General features: G+C 59.1%; 13 protein-coding genes and 2 pseudogenes. 8 read left to right on the forward strand and 7 right to left on the reverse strand.

The genetic code is table 11. From position 1 onward, the window contains the following. The first annotated feature begins 238 nt into the window (after positions 1 to 238). The 3 genes and pseudogenes from FGM06_RS16495 to FGM06_RS15700 all read left to right on the forward strand — a co-directional run bounded on the left by FGM06_RS16495 (position 239) and on the right by FGM06_RS15700 (position 1519). The gene (locus tag FGM06_RS16495) at positions 239 to 445 is read left to right on the forward strand and encodes a DUF7333 family protein (protein WP_449405033.1); all 207 of its coding nucleotides are present in this window, start codon (positions 239 to 241) and stop codon (positions 443 to 445) included. A gap of 287 nt (positions 446 to 732) precedes the next feature. Continuing rightward, a pseudogene (locus FGM06_RS15695) lies at positions 733 to 993 on the forward strand (HVO_A0114 family putative DNA-binding protein); the annotation flags it as partial. A gap of 322 nt (positions 994 to 1315) precedes the next feature. Beyond that, entirely contained in the window at positions 1316 to 1519 is a 204-nt protein-coding gene (locus FGM06_RS15700) for a hypothetical protein (protein WP_058365968.1), read from the forward strand. Between the two features lie 30 nt (positions 1520 to 1549). On the opposite strand, the gene FGM06_RS15705 is transcribed toward FGM06_RS15700, so the two are convergent. From FGM06_RS15705 to FGM06_RS15715, 3 genes are read right to left on the reverse strand one after another with little or no spacing between them, the layout of a single operon-like run. Continuing rightward, positions 1550 to 3337 carry a Na(+)/H(+) antiporter subunit D gene (locus FGM06_RS15705; RefSeq protein ID WP_058365967.1) on the reverse strand — a complete coding sequence of 596 codons (1788 nt, stop codon included), beginning with the start codon at positions 3335 to 3337 and terminating at the stop codon, positions 1550 to 1552. Continuing rightward, complete coding sequence (locus FGM06_RS15710) at positions 3334 to 5415, reverse strand: cation:proton antiporter (RefSeq protein WP_144800181.1); 2082 nt, start codon at positions 5413 to 5415, stop codon at positions 3334 to 3336. The genes FGM06_RS15705 and FGM06_RS15710 overlap by 4 nt, the downstream gene beginning before the upstream one ends. Next, a complete protein-coding gene (locus tag FGM06_RS15715; RefSeq protein WP_058365394.1) occupies positions 5412 to 5741 on the reverse strand; it encodes a hypothetical protein in 330 nt (109 codons plus the stop codon). The genes FGM06_RS15710 and FGM06_RS15715 overlap by 4 nt, the downstream gene beginning before the upstream one ends. 495 nt (positions 5742 to 6236) lie before the next feature. On the opposite strand from FGM06_RS15715, the gene artA reads away from it, so the two are divergent. Continuing rightward, positions 6237 to 6560: an archaeosortase A gene (gene artA, locus FGM06_RS15720; RefSeq protein WP_241659218.1), complete on the forward strand. Its 324-nt coding sequence runs from the start codon at positions 6237 to 6239 to the stop codon at positions 6558 to 6560. A gap of 605 nt (positions 6561 to 7165) precedes the next feature. Then, a pseudogene (locus FGM06_RS16460) lies at positions 7166 to 7639 on the forward strand (S49 family peptidase). Positions 7640 to 7655: 16 nt separating this feature from the next. Here FGM06_RS16460 and FGM06_RS15730 read toward each other — a convergent pair. Beyond that, positions 7656 to 10250: a heavy metal translocating P-type ATPase gene (locus tag FGM06_RS15730; protein ID WP_144800183.1), complete on the reverse strand. Its 2595-nt coding sequence runs from the start codon at positions 10248 to 10250 to the stop codon at positions 7656 to 7658. A gap of 315 nt (positions 10251 to 10565) precedes the next feature. Between FGM06_RS15730 and FGM06_RS15735 the strand changes: the two genes are divergently transcribed. Further along, positions 10566 to 10802 carry a hypothetical protein gene (locus tag FGM06_RS15735; protein WP_058365397.1) on the forward strand — a complete coding sequence of 79 codons (237 nt, stop codon included), beginning with the start codon at positions 10566 to 10568 and terminating at the stop codon, positions 10800 to 10802. A 21-nt stretch (positions 10803 to 10823) separates the two neighbouring features. On the opposite strand, the gene FGM06_RS15740 is transcribed toward FGM06_RS15735, so the two are convergent. From FGM06_RS15740 to FGM06_RS15750, 3 genes are all read right to left on the reverse strand, one after another. Next, positions 10824 to 11102 carry a hypothetical protein gene (locus FGM06_RS15740; protein ID WP_241659219.1) on the reverse strand — a complete coding sequence of 93 codons (279 nt, stop codon included), beginning with the start codon at positions 11100 to 11102 and terminating at the stop codon, positions 10824 to 10826. Positions 11103 to 11104: 2 nt separating this feature from the next. Next, positions 11105 to 12106, reverse strand: a complete 1002-nt coding sequence (locus FGM06_RS15745; protein ID WP_144800184.1) for a cytochrome d ubiquinol oxidase subunit II — start codon at positions 12104 to 12106, stop codon at positions 11105 to 11107. A 68-nt stretch (positions 12107 to 12174) separates the two neighbouring features. Further along, the gene (locus tag FGM06_RS15750; RefSeq protein WP_144800185.1) at positions 12175 to 13611 is read right to left on the reverse strand and encodes a cytochrome ubiquinol oxidase subunit I; all 1437 of its coding nucleotides are present in this window, start codon (positions 13609 to 13611) and stop codon (positions 12175 to 12177) included. A 117-nt stretch (positions 13612 to 13728) separates the two neighbouring features. Here FGM06_RS15750 and FGM06_RS15755 point away from each other — a divergent pair, with 117 nt between their 5' ends. Both FGM06_RS15755 and FGM06_RS15760 read left to right on the forward strand, forming a co-directional pair. Then, positions 13729 to 13908, forward strand: a complete 180-nt coding sequence (locus FGM06_RS15755) for a hypothetical protein (RefSeq protein WP_058365068.1) — start codon at positions 13729 to 13731, stop codon at positions 13906 to 13908. A gap of 386 nt (positions 13909 to 14294) precedes the next feature. After that, positions 14295 to 15143, forward strand: coding sequence for a cation diffusion facilitator family transporter (locus FGM06_RS15760; RefSeq protein WP_280921423.1), 849 nt, complete (start codon positions 14295 to 14297; stop codon positions 15141 to 15143). Positions 15144 to 15151 lie beyond the last annotated feature (8 nt).

The raw sequence follows: 15151 nt of genomic DNA on the forward strand, positions 1-15151 counted from the left end.
CAGTAAATACACATAGTACAAAGAAGGTGTCCAATCATATAAATATATTTGGTGATAGTATAAAATACATCTGGACAGCTTGATCAAGTCGCGAGAGAACTATTACAATACCAAGAAGTACAACGAATCCCAAACTACCGTGTCTTGTTGGCGCGCTTCTCTGATAGGGTTTCGTTCGGAAGAATACCCGTCCTAAAATGTCGACAGCCGAGACATCGGAAACAACCTGTGATTGAGTTTGAGTAACAAACTGGAGAAGGAATTCAATACAACGAAAACGGTGATCACGTTCGTGGCCCTGCTCGCCATCATTATTGATGAGACGATTATGTATCCGATGACCACCAGTATAGTCATGATGGCGAGTGTCGGCCTCATCGTGTTCGGAGTCCTTACACCTCTTCTCGGGACCAAACACGGTGAGTATCGAGCAAACCGTACCTAGGTCTGCGTTTGAGATGGGGGAAACACAGAGTTCAACTTTGTATGTATATTAAACATTGGTAGTGAATGAGCGATTTATAGCAGCCGAGTTAATAAACTTGTAGCGGCTAGTGATGATCTCACCTGACGACGATTCCCACGACAGGAAGTGGTGAATCAATAGATCATACCCCTGAACACGAAGAGGGGTCTCACGAGCCTAGTCACAGGCATGACCACGACCATGCCGATCCGAGCACGCTCAACACGCAGAACGGGGCGTCAAAAACGGTTTCCCACCGCTCGAACATGGGGACGCTGACCCCGCGCGTCCTCGATCTCATCGAAGCCATCCGTCGGGAAGAGCCATCCAGCATCAACGAGACCGCACGGGTTGTCAACCGGGACGTGAAGAACGTCCACGAGGAACTCAGTCGGCTCGCCCAGTTGGGCATCATCTTCTTTGAAGAAGACGGCCAGAGTAAACGTCCGGTCGTCTGGTTTGACGAACTCGTCATCAACCTCCCGTTTGATCCGGAAGCCGGTGACACCGCAACCGTCGCACCGTAAGGCCCGGCGAGTTTATACCATATCGAAAGTTGCAATTTGAAATTCGAATAACCCTTATATCGGCTTCGTTGAAACATGCTGCGAGTAATACTGTTGACCCACTCGCGGCCATTACAGTCACGCTCTATATACGAAGGGAGGACACGAGTATATGTATCAGTGGCGGCGAAAGTCACCTACCAGAAGATGATGGCAGGCAGTCAGAATTCAAACAGACTAGATATGCGGCATACGGTATGGAAGACCGTATGCTACAGCAAGTGACGCGGATCTACGACAACCGATCACGGAACAAGACGAGCTACGAGAATTTCCGGGACGTATGTGCTCTGACAACGACGCCACCGATGCCAATTCGCTGGTCTACGTCGGCGTTTTCTGCGTGAGTATGACCTCGGTTTTGTTCATGCGCTACACCAGCGCAGAGAGCGGCGAAATGTTCGGATTCGTGGTTCCGTTCATCAGCGTGATCGTCTTCCTCTCGCTCAGCGAACAGGATCGGCGAATTGTCGAAGAGGACGAGTGAGATGCACGAACCGGCGGCTCAACTCTCTCGCTACCCGAGCAGGAACACGAGCAGCGCGACACCAGCCGCGAGCGTCAAGAAGAGGACGCTCCGACCGATGCCCGCCCGGATCTCGACGTCGGCGCCGAGCGCCGAGACGGCCGCTCGCGGGTGCGTCGCGGTCCGCTTGACGCCGGCGACCAGCCGCATCACGACGCGGTCGACGGCAGCCCACAGCTCCGTGACGCCCCAGACTGTTCCCCGGCTCAGGTAGAATGCGGCCGGGTACGTCACCGCGTCGACGTCGCGCATATGGTGGGCGAGCCAGCCGAGCGGGCGCTTCAGCGCGAAGAAGCCGACGAAGCCGGTCACGAGTAGCGCCGCGCTCTCCGTCAGGTGGCTCGCGCTGTACGGGTGCAGTTCCGGCGCGACCGCGGCAGTGAACGGCATCAGTTCGACGAGGTAACCGTAGGTGAGCGGCGTGCCGAAGAAGACACAGGCGCCGCCCGCCAGGAGCATCCCCGCCGTCTGGAACGGCGTCGCGTCTTTCGGCGATAGCGTCGCCGACCCGTGAAAGAACATATAGTAGCCGAGCTTGATGAACGACATGAACGTCCCCACGCCGCCGAGGATCAGCAGCCACCACAGCAGCCCTTGGCCGAACAGCAGCTCGAAGTTGTGGACCTCGTGGGCGGAGGAGATCACCATCCCCTTCGAAATGAACCCGTTGAACCCCGGAACGGCGGTAATCGAGGCCGCACCCACGAGGTAGACGAGAAAGGTGATCGGCATCTCCCGCCAGAGTCCGCCCATGTCCCTGATGTCCTCGACGCCGGTACGGTAGACGACGACACCGACTGCCATGAACAGGAGGCTCTTGTAGAGGACGTTGTTGAACAGGTGCGCGAACCCGCCGGTGACGGCGAACTCGCCGACAGCAGTCGCGAGCCCGAGTCCGGCGAGCATGTAGCCGACCTGCGCCTGGATGTGGTACGACAGCAGGCGACGCGGATCGTACTGCAGCAGCGCGAAGAACGCGCCGTAGACGGCCATGAACCCGCCGAGATACGCGAGCCACATCCCGCCCTCCGGGAACGCACGGTACATCACGTACACCGCGGTCTTCGTCGTGAACACCGAGAGGAACACCGACGCCGCGACGTGCGGGCGCGGGTAGGTGTCCGGCAGCCACGTGTGCAGGAAGATGAACCCGCAGTTGACGCCGATCCCGATCGCGGCGAGTAGCGTCGCGGAGGCGTGGATCCCGGTCGTCGACGAGAACAGGAATATCTCGCCGGCCGGCACGCTCCCGAGCATCGCCGCGCCGTGGACGACGACCGCGCCGAGGAAGAATGTCCCGCCGATGCCGTGGAACAGCGCGTAGCGGTAGCCGGCCCGCACCGCTTCCCCGCCGTACTGCCACACCAGCAGCGTCGAGGTGACGGCCATCAGCTCCCAGAAGAAGATCAGGGTGAGCCAGTCGCCGGCGTAGATCGTCCCGATCGTCGAGGCGACGTAGATGAGCGCGAACGCAGTCACCCACGTGGGCGCCTCGGTGCCGTACGCGTACAGCACCGCCGCGGTCGCGAGGAAGCCGACGACGACCCCCATCAAAAGCGAGAACTGATCGACGTTGAAGAAGACCACGTCGAAGCCGAGGAACTGTGTCGCGAGGTACGTCCCCGCGCCGCCGTCGCCGAGCAGGACGGCCTGCGCGAAGGTGAACGCCGTCGCCAGCGCGGCCACTGCGTGACCGGACCGGCGCGGGAGCGCGAGCACGGCGAGGGCGGCGAAGGCGAGCAGCACGTACGGAGGCACCGAGGTGAGAATCGGGTTCACGGCCGCATCATCCCCTCGGGGAGTCGCGTGTCGACGATGAGCTCGATCAGCTCCAGGAAGCCCATCTCGTAGGGTATCACGCCGAGCAGCACCGCGAGGCTCATCGCGGTGAGGATCGGCCCGAGTGTGAACCACGTGGACTCGCCCCCGCAGAGGGCGTCGAGCCCCGCGATGTGCTCCCAGTCGCTCGCGGGCGGCCCGCCCGCGTGGCCGTGGTTGTCGTGGTCTGCGTGATCGTCATGGCTCGTGTCGTGGGCATCATGCCCTGTCTCATCGCCTCCGTCATCGCCGTCGCCGCGCCCCACGCCAAACGGAACGTCGGCGTCGGAGGGGCGCTGGTCGACCGCGTAATCGCCGGTGTCGACGCGCTCTGCGGGCTCGGAGAAGTCCCGGTCGCTCGTGTCGAAGTCCGGGCATACCACGCCGTCTTCGTCGGTCGGGAGGTCGTCCATCTCCGCGTCGGGGATGTCCGAGTCGTCCGGGACATCGGCGTCGTCGCCCGTGGACTCCGCTCCCTCGGCATCGATTGCCGAGTCGCCCTCGGCACTCTCGACGACCTCGTCGACGTCGGGGTCGTCGTCGTTACAAGCGTCAACGTCGTCGTCGGCATCCTTCGGACGGCCCCCATCGGTCGCCGGCAGCGTCGACCGCGTCTCGCCGCCCATCCGGAAGTCGACGAGCGGCTTCGCGTCGTGGGCGTCCTCCGCCTCGAAGAAGGCCGTGTAGATCACCGGCCAGAAGTACGCGATGTTGAGCACGCCGGAGAGCAGCAGCGCGCCGACGAGGTAGTAGGCGACCGGGGTCAGCCGAGCGCCCATCCGAATCCCGCCGATCAGCATGTAGTACTTGCTGACGAACCCGGCCAGCAGCGGGATTCCGGCCATCCCGAGCGAGGCGACCGTAAAGGCCCCCATCGTCAGGGGCATCCGCTTGCCGATCCCCGCCATCTCGGAGATGTAATCGGTGTGCGTCGAGACGTGGAGGTTCCCGGCACAGAAGAACAGGGTGAGCTTCATGAACGCGTGCGCCGGGATGTGCAGCAGCGCGCCGACGAGCCCGTACCAGCCGTACAGGCCGAGTCCGAGGATGATGTAGCTCAGCTGGCTCACCGTCGAGTAGGCGAGCCGCTGTTTCAGGTGGTCCTTCCGCAGGGCGATGATCGAGGCCGCCGTCAGCGTGATCGCTCCGATGGTCGAGAGGACGAGTCCGGCCGAGAAGCCGAACGGGAGCGAGAGGTCGAAGACGAGTTCTGGGCCGAACACGTCGAGGACGACCCGCGAGACGCCGAACGCCCCGGACTTGACGACCGCGACCGCATGCAGCAGCCCGGAAACGGGCGTCGGTGCGACCATCGCCTCGGGGAGCCACTGGTGGAGCGGCATGATCCCGGCCTTCACGCCGAACCCGATCGCGAGCAGGAAGAAGGCGAGCATCGCGAGGCCGGGGTCGGCGTTCGCCAGTTCCTCGATGCCGCCGGCCGTGAACGAGACGTTGCCGGCGATGAGGTAGACGAGGGCGGTCCCGGCGAGGACGAGCACGCCGCCGCCGAACATCGTGTACGCGAGGTACTTCCGGCCGGCCGCGCGGGCCTCGTCGGTCTCGTCGTGGGCGACGAGCGGGTACGTCGCGATCGAGAGGAGCTCGTAGAAGACGAAGATCGTCACGAGGTTGCCCGCGAACGCGATCCCCATCGTCGCCGACAGCGACACCGCGAACGCGGCGAAGTACCGGGTCTGGTTCACCTCGTCGTTCCCGCGCATGTAGCCGATGCTGTAGAAGGAGGTGACGATCCACAGCCCGCTCGCGAGGAACGCGAATAGCATCCCGAGCGCGTCGGCGCGCAGGACGAACTCGATGCCGCCGGGCAGGAACGCGCCGAGCGACCACTCGAACACCGCGCCGTCGAGGACCGCCGGCAGCATCGAGGCGACGATCGCGAACTTCGTGACCGCCGCCGCGATCGTCCACCCCTCGCGGACGTTCGGGGAGCGGTGCGACGCGGCGATGAAGAACGCCGCGACGAACGAGACGAGGACGGCCAGTAGGGGGCGTAGATCGGTTATGGGTACGTCAGTCATGCGAACACCTCCATGAGGACCGGGTCGAACCACTTGAACAGCGCGTAGCCGCCGAAGCCGAGCGCGACCGCGACGAGGAACATCGCCAGTAACGCGGGCGGCACCCGATAGAGAACCAGCGAGGGACGCGGCGTGCCCTCACGGGCGCGACGGGGGACGTCGCCGTCGGCTTCACTTCCTTCGACGACAGCCTCCACGATGTGCACGACTGTCGCACGGAGGGTCGGCAACGGCTCGACGGGGACGACGATCGTCAATCGCGGATCCGAGCCGGCGTCACCGGTAGCGTTCGTGACGGGCTCGTCTGCGTCGTCGGTGTCAGTCACCCACACACCTCCGACGGGTTTAGGATCCACCGTCTCTGTGTACATGGGTATCCCTACTCGGATACTTTTCCTACCGTCCCTAAACGGTTTGTATCCCAGTCGATACGAACAGAACGACGAAAGCGCCGTCACTGATGTCGCAGCCGAGACAAGGATCCTACGCCTCCTCCACTCGCTCGAACGATACCACGAATCGGTCGGCAATCTGCCCGGCGGTGCAGTCCTTCGAGCCGGCCGCCTCCTCCGGAAGTATGCACTCATCTGCAAGCGAAGCTCGTGATCCTCGTCGTGACGCTTCTGATCTCGTACTGGTTGGCATACAAACGACGCCAATCGAGTCGCACCAATCGTCATATTGGCCGTAACTGAAGAGTGATTCATTACAATCGAACGACTGAACACCGATCTTCTGCTTAAATATCAAAGGTCACGCGGAGCATGTCCCGCGTGCCCGAACCGAGCCCCAAGGCCAACACGGTAATCAGAAGCATCAACGTGTTTCGAACCGCCTTCATTTCGATCGTCACCGGCAATCAGTTGATGGACTGGTTCTCGGAGGCGATCCTGTTTGTGTTCGGCGAAACCGACCCTCATCGGATGTCGTTTCTGATCTCCGACCGCATCATCAGCCAACTCGGGGCGGTCGTCGCGCTCATGGCGATCACCTACCTCGTCGTCCGCGAGCTCCCGGAACCGTTGACCATCCTAGAGGATATACTCTACTTGCTCACAGGTGAGGATCATGACCTCCAAGCCACTCTCGATCTCCCGCGTGAGCCCGCGGTCGAACAGCCAGAAGCGGCGACGAAAAGTGACTGAGATCCTCCCAATCACCCACGATCCGGGATGTATGATCGCATTGCTGCCACGACCTTATCGGTGACCACAGCCGTAATCGTTTCCTGCTTGCCAACGATGTGAAGACTATTTTCAGTATTGCCACCGTCTACGGGATTAATATTGGACGTTAGCCGGAGATCTGTGATCGGCACCATCGATCCTTAACCCTGCGCCAGTCTCCTAGTGCAACGTACATAGAATCTATCAAATCCCATATTTCTGGAGTTGCCACGGTTTTTTTACTTGTGTGACTCGATATCTAAACTCGTGGCGAATCCGATTGATCAACGAGTCGAGACGCTGTTGACCTCGTACACAGTTATTATTGTTGCCGCTCTTCTGATCGGTGCTGCGGTCGGTCCGACAGCCTCATTGGCGTTGTTTGAGGACGACGATCGTGGGACCGTCGCAGTGGTAACGATTGAAGGGCCGATCAGCGGCAATTCCGCGGACGATGTGACTCACGAACTACGTACAGTCCGGCAGAACAGCTCGATTGATCCAGTCGTGTTGCCCATCAACAGCGGCGGTGGGCCGTCGCGGCAAGCGAATCACAGTACCGGGCGGTCAAGCGACTTGCCCGCGTGAAGCCAGTCATTACCAGCGTCCGCAGCATCGCAGCCTCGGGAGGTTACTACACGGTGCTGCCGAGCGACGAGATCTACGTGACACCTGGAAGCCTCGTCGGGAGCGTCGGCGTACGCGCGCTAGTCCCCCAACCTGACGGAGTACCCTTGCCTATGGCGATCGGTCCTGATAAAGTCGGTGGCCTCACTAGTGACGACATCCGGGCCTAAGTAGAGACGCTCAAGCGCTCGTTCATCGATAGCGTGTACGCAGAGCGTGGCTCTCGGCTCTCACTGTCTCGAACTGATCTGAGCAACGCGAAGGTCTACTCTGGTGCTGCCGCCGTCGAGAACAGCTTGGCTGACGGGATCGGAGATAGGGAGACGGCTATAGCTGCCGCGGCAGAGGCGGCAGAGCTCGACGAATATTCGGTTGCTTACCGCTCGACGACGCCAAACCTGCGCTTCATCCCCCCAACTGGTGAATGTTAATAACCAATAAAGCTAATTACTCGTTCAGTAACGAATCTGGCTTGATTCTGGAGAGCCGCATCGCGTTGCCGGTGACACCAAGAGTCATACCAGCATCGCCGATAAGGACAGCTGCCCAGATCGGGACGAGTCCGAAGGGCACACCGAGTGCGAGGAGTCCTTTCGCACCCAGACTCGTCCAGATGTTCTGCCGGATGACGCTGTTCGCGTCGTGCGAGAGTTCGTAGAGGTACGGTAGCTTCGATAGGTCGTCGCTCATCAGTGCGATGTCTGCTGTTTCGAGAGCAGTATCCGTTCCAGCGGCACCCATCGCAATACCCACGGTCGCCGTCGCAAGCGCGGGTGCGTCGTTAACGCCGTCGCCGATCATAGCGACCCCGTCGTACTGTTCGTCGAGCTCTTTGATCGCCTCGACCTTCTCGTCGGGCAGGAGTTCTGCGCGGAACTCGTCGACGCCGACCTCCTCGGCAATCGCCCGGGCCGTACGTTCGTTGTCACCGGTAAGCATAACGATGTGCTCAACGCCGAGATCGTGGAGCCGCTGGATCGCTGCCTTCGCTCCGGGTCGAATCTCGTCGGCCACGGCGATCACGCCCTCAATCTCGTCCTCAGTCCCGACTAAGACGACAGTCTTCCCTTGTGATTGGAGTTCGGGGACCGTCCCCTCAAGAAGGTCGAGACAGTTGTTGCGCTCACACATCTGCTGACTCTTCGTCGTGACGACACCGCCGTCGGTCGTCGCGTGGACGTGTTCGAGATTGAACCCGAGTTCCTCGAAGAATCCCGGTTTCCCTGCGTAGTGTTTCTTGCCGTCGAGAGAGGCTTCGACGCCTTTCCCGGTGATACTATCGAAATCATCGACTGTCGGCGCTCCGATATCACTCTCCTCGGCGAATTCGATGATTGCATCGCCGATGGGGTGTTCCGACCGTGATTCCAGCCCGCGGGCACAGCGGAGAACATCGTCCTCACTGTTGTCGTTCAACGGGACGACGTCGGTGACGGTGAGTTCGCCTTTGGTGATCGTGCCGGTCTTGTCCATTGCAATGGCGTCCACCGCGCCCATCGCCTCGAGATGGTTGCCGCCCTTGATGAGGACACCATTCTTCGCGGCGCTGGTGATCCCCGACACCACCGAGACGGGTGTGGAAATAACGAACGCACAGGGACATGCAAGCACAAGCAGCGTGAGGCCGTAGACGATGAACGTCGGCCACGATGCCCCGAATAGGAGCGGCGGGACAACTGCAACCAGGACCGCAAAGCCGACGACGACGGGGGTGTAGTATGATGAGAACCGCTCGACGAACTGCTCGCGTTCGGTTTTGTTGGACTGTGCGTCTTCGACCATCTGGACGATGCGCGAGAGTGTGTTATCGCCCGCTTCGGAGGTGACCTCGATTTCGAGATAGCCCTGTTCGTTGATTGTGCCAGCGTACACCTCGTCACCCGGTGTCTTGTCCACTGGCACGCTCTCGCCTGTGATGGGGGCCTGGTTGACAGCACTCTCTCCGTCAAGAACCTCGCCGTCCATCGGGATTTTTTCACCCGGACGCACGACGACGACATCGCCGACAGCCACGTTATCGACAGGAACGGTTACCTCTTCGCCATCGCGTTTTACGGTCGCCTCGTCCGGCGATAGATCCATCAACTCTTGGAGTGAGTTCCGGGCGCAATCCATCGAATAGCGTTCAAGCAGCTCTGCAATACTGAACAGGAACGTGAGTGTGGCGGCCTCAAAGTAGAGCGCTTCCCCGAAGACGAGGCTGGCGATGATGGCGCCGCTGATGGCAATACTCATCAACAGGTCGATGTCGAGATTCCGGTTCAACGCAGAGTAGTAGCCGTTGCGGAAAATGATCTGGCCAGCGATCCCAACCGCGCCGAGGAACAGGATGTCGGCGACAAGTAACTCGCGCCCGACGAGCTCGGCCACAAGGACGTTCTGGCCCGTAAGGAAGAACTCAAAGAGGAGCCCAAGTGCGACGAGCCCCCCGCTAATCCACGTTTTTATCGCCCGCGAACTTGTCCAAACGTTCTCCCGTTCGTCGGTCGAACTCTCGGCAGTGTTTGCGTCGTTCGCAGTCGAGTCGGTCACTTCGTAGCCAGCACTCTCGATCGCATCAGTGATCTTCGATGGCGAAGTGGAGTCGTCATCGTAGGTCGTCACTACTTTCCCAGTAGTCGGTTGTGTCTCGTAACTCGAGAGCCCCGGGAGATCATCAAGGGCGTTCTCAATTTTTCCCGCACAGGATGGACAGTCCATTTCGGGGACAGTGAACGCCGCGGTTGTCTCGCCCTGGTACTCAACCGTATAGCCCGCTTTTTTGACGCGGTCGGCGATTTCGTCCGGAGATGTTTGGCTTCTCTCATAAGAAACAGAGAGTGTTCCAGTCGTCACCTGTGGGTCAACAGTGGTAATACCATCAAGTTTTCTGACACTATTTTTCACCTTCCCCGCACAAGATGGGCAATCCATCTCGGGCACCGAGAACTGGGCAACATCGTCCCGATTTGACGAGGTCGAGGATACGCTATCAGTGTCCTGTCCGTTAGTGTCATGGTCGTGTTCGTGGTCGTGACCACCTTCTTCTGGTGGTGATGTCATTATGTGAAACGAATGCTCTCAAACTTATTAACCTGGCTGCTATAATACCCCCCAATATTAACAATTCTTATTAAATTCTGTAGTGTAGAATAATAAAAGCGGATGATTTACAGCCAGCCAAGGGACGCACTCGGAGACTTGATTCGAACCTACTCATTGGTGCCTACACTAACAGTAGTCTATCTGATATATGCTCATCCACTATCGGTAGTTCCCATCGTTCCTAATTACGGACTCTGCTTCTGGGAGAAAATGAGATCGACGTCAGAGATCCGTTTGTATATATGATCTGAATTCATATACAGGAATATAACCATGACGTTACTCAAACAGGCGCTTGCGAGGGTCTATGAGTATCGGATGTACTTCCTCGGCGTCTCGGGGTTCGTCATCGCTGGGCTCGCCGTTACCTACGGCGTCCAGACCGAAGACACGGTGGCGGCACTCGGTGCACTCCTGTTTCTGCCGAATGCGGTTGTCCTCCTCGGCATCGGGCTCCGAGAACAAGGATTGATCGGCAATCTATCGCCATCGGGATCCAACCCGGAGTAACGCCCTTCCGACACATTTCTCTTAGTTCGTTTTGACAAGCGTGAGCCGCTGCTGTATCATCTGATCGACGTTGTACAGGAGCACGCTGACCGAGGCGAGGACGGTTCCCAGATAGACGATCAATCCGGGTGGTCCGGAAACCGTTCCACCGAGGGCCGCGCCACCGAGTCCAACAACGATGAGCTCAGCCCACGTCAGCAGAATGCGCGACAATAGCCACGTTCGGTCGGCATCAATCGATTGCTCGTCCGACGCGACGGTGAGCCCTTCCCCGTCGTCAGGAACGTTGGCGTCGACCACTGTCAGTAAGCCTCCTCGGGGGATATGGGACCACTGAACGCCGAGTAGAGCACGACAAAGTAGCTTGCCACCAGCGGCAACAACAGTGCGGCGGCTATTGACATCAGATTCAGCGGGAGCGTCGAGACAATGGTTTCGCTGATCGTTGCTCCAGTTGCTGGGTCGATGGCAGGATACATAATAATCCCCACAACGGCGATCAGCCCGTACGTGAGGACCGCTGCCGCCCCGAGTGCCAGTAGACTCTCACCGCGCCGCATGGCGACGATGTATCCCGCGGTGAGGCCGATCGAAGTCACCACTAACACGACGATGGCCGGATGTAGCAGTGTCAACAGCCCACTGGGCAGTCGCACGGCGAGGATCGCTAGCGTTGCCACCACCGCCACCAAGTAGCCGACGACCGCGAACTGACCGTACGTCGACACCCGCTCGGGCAGATCGAGTGGCGCTTTCAGCCGGAGGAACGCCGCCCCGGAGACGACCGTCAGCAGCGTCAGCGTGAAGCCGACGACGACGCCGATGAGCGAGACGGAGCTCTCGTTGCCGACGAGCCAGTTGCCGGCGAAGACACCGAGCAGGAACGGCGCGAGGACGCTCCCAGCAACGAAGGCGACACTCCACGCCCGCTGCCAGCGCTCGTCATGACGCTGTTCGTACATCTCAGGCGCCAGCCCACGAAGGATGAGCGCACCCAAAATCCCGAACATCAGCAGGTAGTGCCGGCTGAACAGGTTCGCGTAGGCCGCGGGAAAGGCGGCAAAGAGTGTGCCGCCAAAGACGACCAGCCAGACCTCGTTGCCGTCCCAGAACGGACCGACGGCAGCGAGGACAGCCTCATGTTCCCGGTCGGTGTTGAGCAGACCGTAAATCGCCCCTGCCCCGAAATCGAACCCATCGAGAAACAGGAACGTCGCTAGCAGCGTGAAGATGAGACCGAACCACATCTCAGAGAGCGGGAGGCCGAACAGCGGTCCAGCACTGAGCGACTCGACGCTAATCATTGATGATACCTCTCGGCTGTCCGCTAGCAGTATCAATCTGCGTCGACCTCCCCATGACCGTCGGCACGTCAGTCATCGTCGGTACCTCCCGCGGCCGACGTGTCTAGCATAGGTGTGCGGTCGGGACGCTCGCGAAGCTGTTCGCGACCGGGCGGGCCGTTGCGGATGACCCGAGTGATAACGTAGGTATACAGCCCGAGCAACGCAAGGTACACCACGGCGAAGCCAACGAGTGAGATCGTCGCTTCAGTTCCCGTTAACCCGGGTGAGACCGCTTCACTGGTCTTCATCACATCCTGAATGACCCACGGCTGTCTGCCGACCTCGGTGACGATCCAGCCGAGTTCGACCGCGAGGATGCCCAGCAGTGACGAGCCCATCAGTGCCTTGTGTAACAGACCATCATTCAGTAGCTGGCCCTTGTACCATCGGTAGCCACCCCAGAACGATAACAGGATGAACCAAAATCCCAGACCGACCATCGCACGGAAAGCCCAGAAGACGATGGCGACCGGCGGCGCCTGGCTCTCAAAGGTGTTCAATCCACGTATCTCGGCGGTCGGATCACCCCCGCTGGCGAGCCACGACGCGCCACCGGGTATCCCGATGCCGAACAGTTCCTTCGCCCGTGGGTCGGTGATCGAATCGAGGTTCGTCGGGACGGCGATAAGATACTCAGGCACGTAGGAGTCGGTCTCCCAGACGGCCTCCATTGCGGCAAACTTCTGCGGTTGGGTTTCGGCGACCGAGCGGGCGTACATGTCGCCCTGATAGACTTGAAACGGGGCCGTGATCAGCAGAGCGACGAGGGCGATCTTCAGGGTCATCTCCCAGAAATTCACGTTGTCGACATCGATCCCACGAACGTGGTGTTTGAACACGTAGTAGGCGGCGATGCCGGCCATGAAGAGCGCGACCGATTCGACGGCCGCGTTCTGCATGTGGACAAACATGTAGCCGAATCGGGGGTTAAAATACGCTGCAAGCGGATCGACGAGCTTAACGACCGTCTGGCCGCCCTCGGTGACTAGTTCATAGCCACGCGGGGTTTGCATCCATGAGTTCGCGATGAGAATCCACACGGCTGAGAGCCACGTGCCAAGACCGACAGCGACGCTTGAAATGAAGTAGAGCGTGTCATCGACGCGCTCACGGCCGAAAACGAAGATCCCGAGGAACGTCGCCTCTAGCATGAACGCCATCATCCCCTCAACGGCTAGCGGGCCACCAAACAGTTCGCCGGCGGCAATCGAAAACGCCGCGAAGTTCGTCCCGAACTCGAATTCGAGGACGATTCCAGTAACGGTGCCGACAACAAAGGAGATGGCGAAGATCTTGGTCCAGAAGCGACGCAACTGTTCGTACACCGGCTCGCCAGTTCGAATGTCCTTCCATGTAAAATAGATAAGAAACGGGGCTAACCCCATGCTCATCACCGGAAAGATGATATGGACGATTGTGGTGAGGGCGAACTGGAGCCGGCTAGCGATAAGTGGATCGACCATGGCTGAAGGAGTGGCTAACAGCCGATTCTAAAGAACATATCATGTTAAACATATCCGCACCTCCTTCTCGCCGGGAAGCGGCGAACCGTTTATTATGTCGACCGATAACGCCGCCGTATGGATACCCGGCGTGTCGTTCTTGTGCTCGTCTGTCTGGTGACGGCGATCATGGCTATCAGAGGGTTTGTCGCGCTCCAGAACGTGGAGTTCGGCACGGTCGGGCGACAGCTCGGTGTGGGGGCGATCGTCTTCATCTTCGGGATCGCACTTGTCCGTCGATGGGATGAGATCGGGTAATAATTGACGTAGCGTTCGGTGATTCATCAACACTCAACACGGTCCACAATCGGCAGGTCACATCGAGTTAGCGGAGAGCCACAACGGATAGAATTATTAAGATATCAGGGTAATCCTCCGTTGACGTACGAAATCCAGGTTGATAACGGAATAGTTACTGTGACGAGGTGTTCTCTGTCCAAGGATCTAGTCTTTCATATCCGTCCTCCAGGCTCTTCTCCTTCTACAGATGATGCACTGGAGTGTTTCCTTCGTACGGCAGAACCCAAACCTGTGTGTTTAATCTACTAGATTAAGAATCACAATGTAGGTGATTTCGTTTGGGAACTACTCAGAGCCACGACAGCGGACACGGCCATGATAGTGGCGAACGGAGCATCCGGAAATTGGGCGTGGTCGCCCTGATCAACCTCGTCGGCTTCGTGATCGAACTTGCTGGTGGTCTCCTCTTCGGTTCCGTAGCCCTGATCGGCGACGCCTTCCACATGCTGTTCGACGCGCTCGCGTACGTTCTCGCCTTCGGTGCCGCCTACGTCTCACGACGTACTGAACCAGGCGAGTACTGGTCATACGGACTGGACCGTGTCGAGCCGTTCACTGCGTTTCTGAACGGTGTCCTCCTCGTTCCGATGGTGGGATACCTCGTCTGGGAGTCCTATCAGCGATTCCTCAAACCCGTCGAGATCGATCCGTTGATGACAGCAGGACTCGCTACGGGCGGACTGGTCGTGAACTTCGCGTCCGTGTACTACTTACAGGGCGGCGAAATGAACCTCAACGAGAAGGGTGCGTACTACCATCTTATCGGGGATACCGGCGCGTCCGTCGCTGTCATCGTTTCGATGCTCGTTGTTGAGTTCACTGGATCGACACTCGCTGACCCAATCACGGCAGTGTTGATCGCGGTCATCATTATCTGGTCGGCTGTGAAACTACTCCGTGAGAGCGGCAAAATATTCTTCCAGCGGAGTCCGGTTTCCGTCGACGAAGTCGAAACCCGGTTAAAACAACTCGAGGGCGTCGTGGCAGTCGATGATGTACACGTTTGGCAGTTATCGAGTACGATCCGCGTCGCGTCGATGCATCTGAAAGACGATGTCCAGTCACTCGAGGAGCGGGAGAAACTCAAAACACAGGCTGTCGACGTTCTTCACGACGAATTCGACGTTGACCACGCGACTATCGACATGGCTAGTGAATCGAACGAATATGCACAGGTGCCAGAGCATCAGTAAGCGATGAC

The sequence above is a fragment of the Halorubrum depositum genome, assembly GCF_007671725.1.
Lineage (GTDB): Archaea > Halobacteriota > Halobacteria > Halobacteriales > Haloferacaceae > Halorubrum > Halorubrum depositum.

Coding starts and splice junctions, on each gene's coding strand:
- FGM06_RS15700 (WP_058365968.1), top strand. CDS start 1,316: ATGTGCTCTGACAACGACGCCACCGATGCCAATTCGCTGGTCTACGTC.
- FGM06_RS15710 (WP_144800181.1), bottom strand. CDS start 5,415: ATGACTGACGTACCCATAACCGATCTACGCCCCCTACTGGCCGTCCTC.
- FGM06_RS15730 (WP_144800183.1), bottom strand. CDS start 10,250: ATGACATCACCACCAGAAGAAGGTGGTCACGACCACGAACACGACCAT.
- FGM06_RS15735 (WP_058365397.1), top strand. CDS start 10,566: ATGACGTTACTCAAACAGGCGCTTGCGAGGGTCTATGAGTATCGGATG.
- FGM06_RS15745 (WP_144800184.1), bottom strand. CDS start 12,106: ATGATTAGCGTCGAGTCGCTCAGTGCTGGACCGCTGTTCGGCCTCCCG.
- FGM06_RS15750 (WP_144800185.1), bottom strand. CDS start 13,611: ATGGTCGATCCACTTATCGCTAGCCGGCTCCAGTTCGCCCTCACCACA.
- FGM06_RS15755 (WP_058365068.1), top strand. CDS start 13,729: ATGGATACCCGGCGTGTCGTTCTTGTGCTCGTCTGTCTGGTGACGGCG.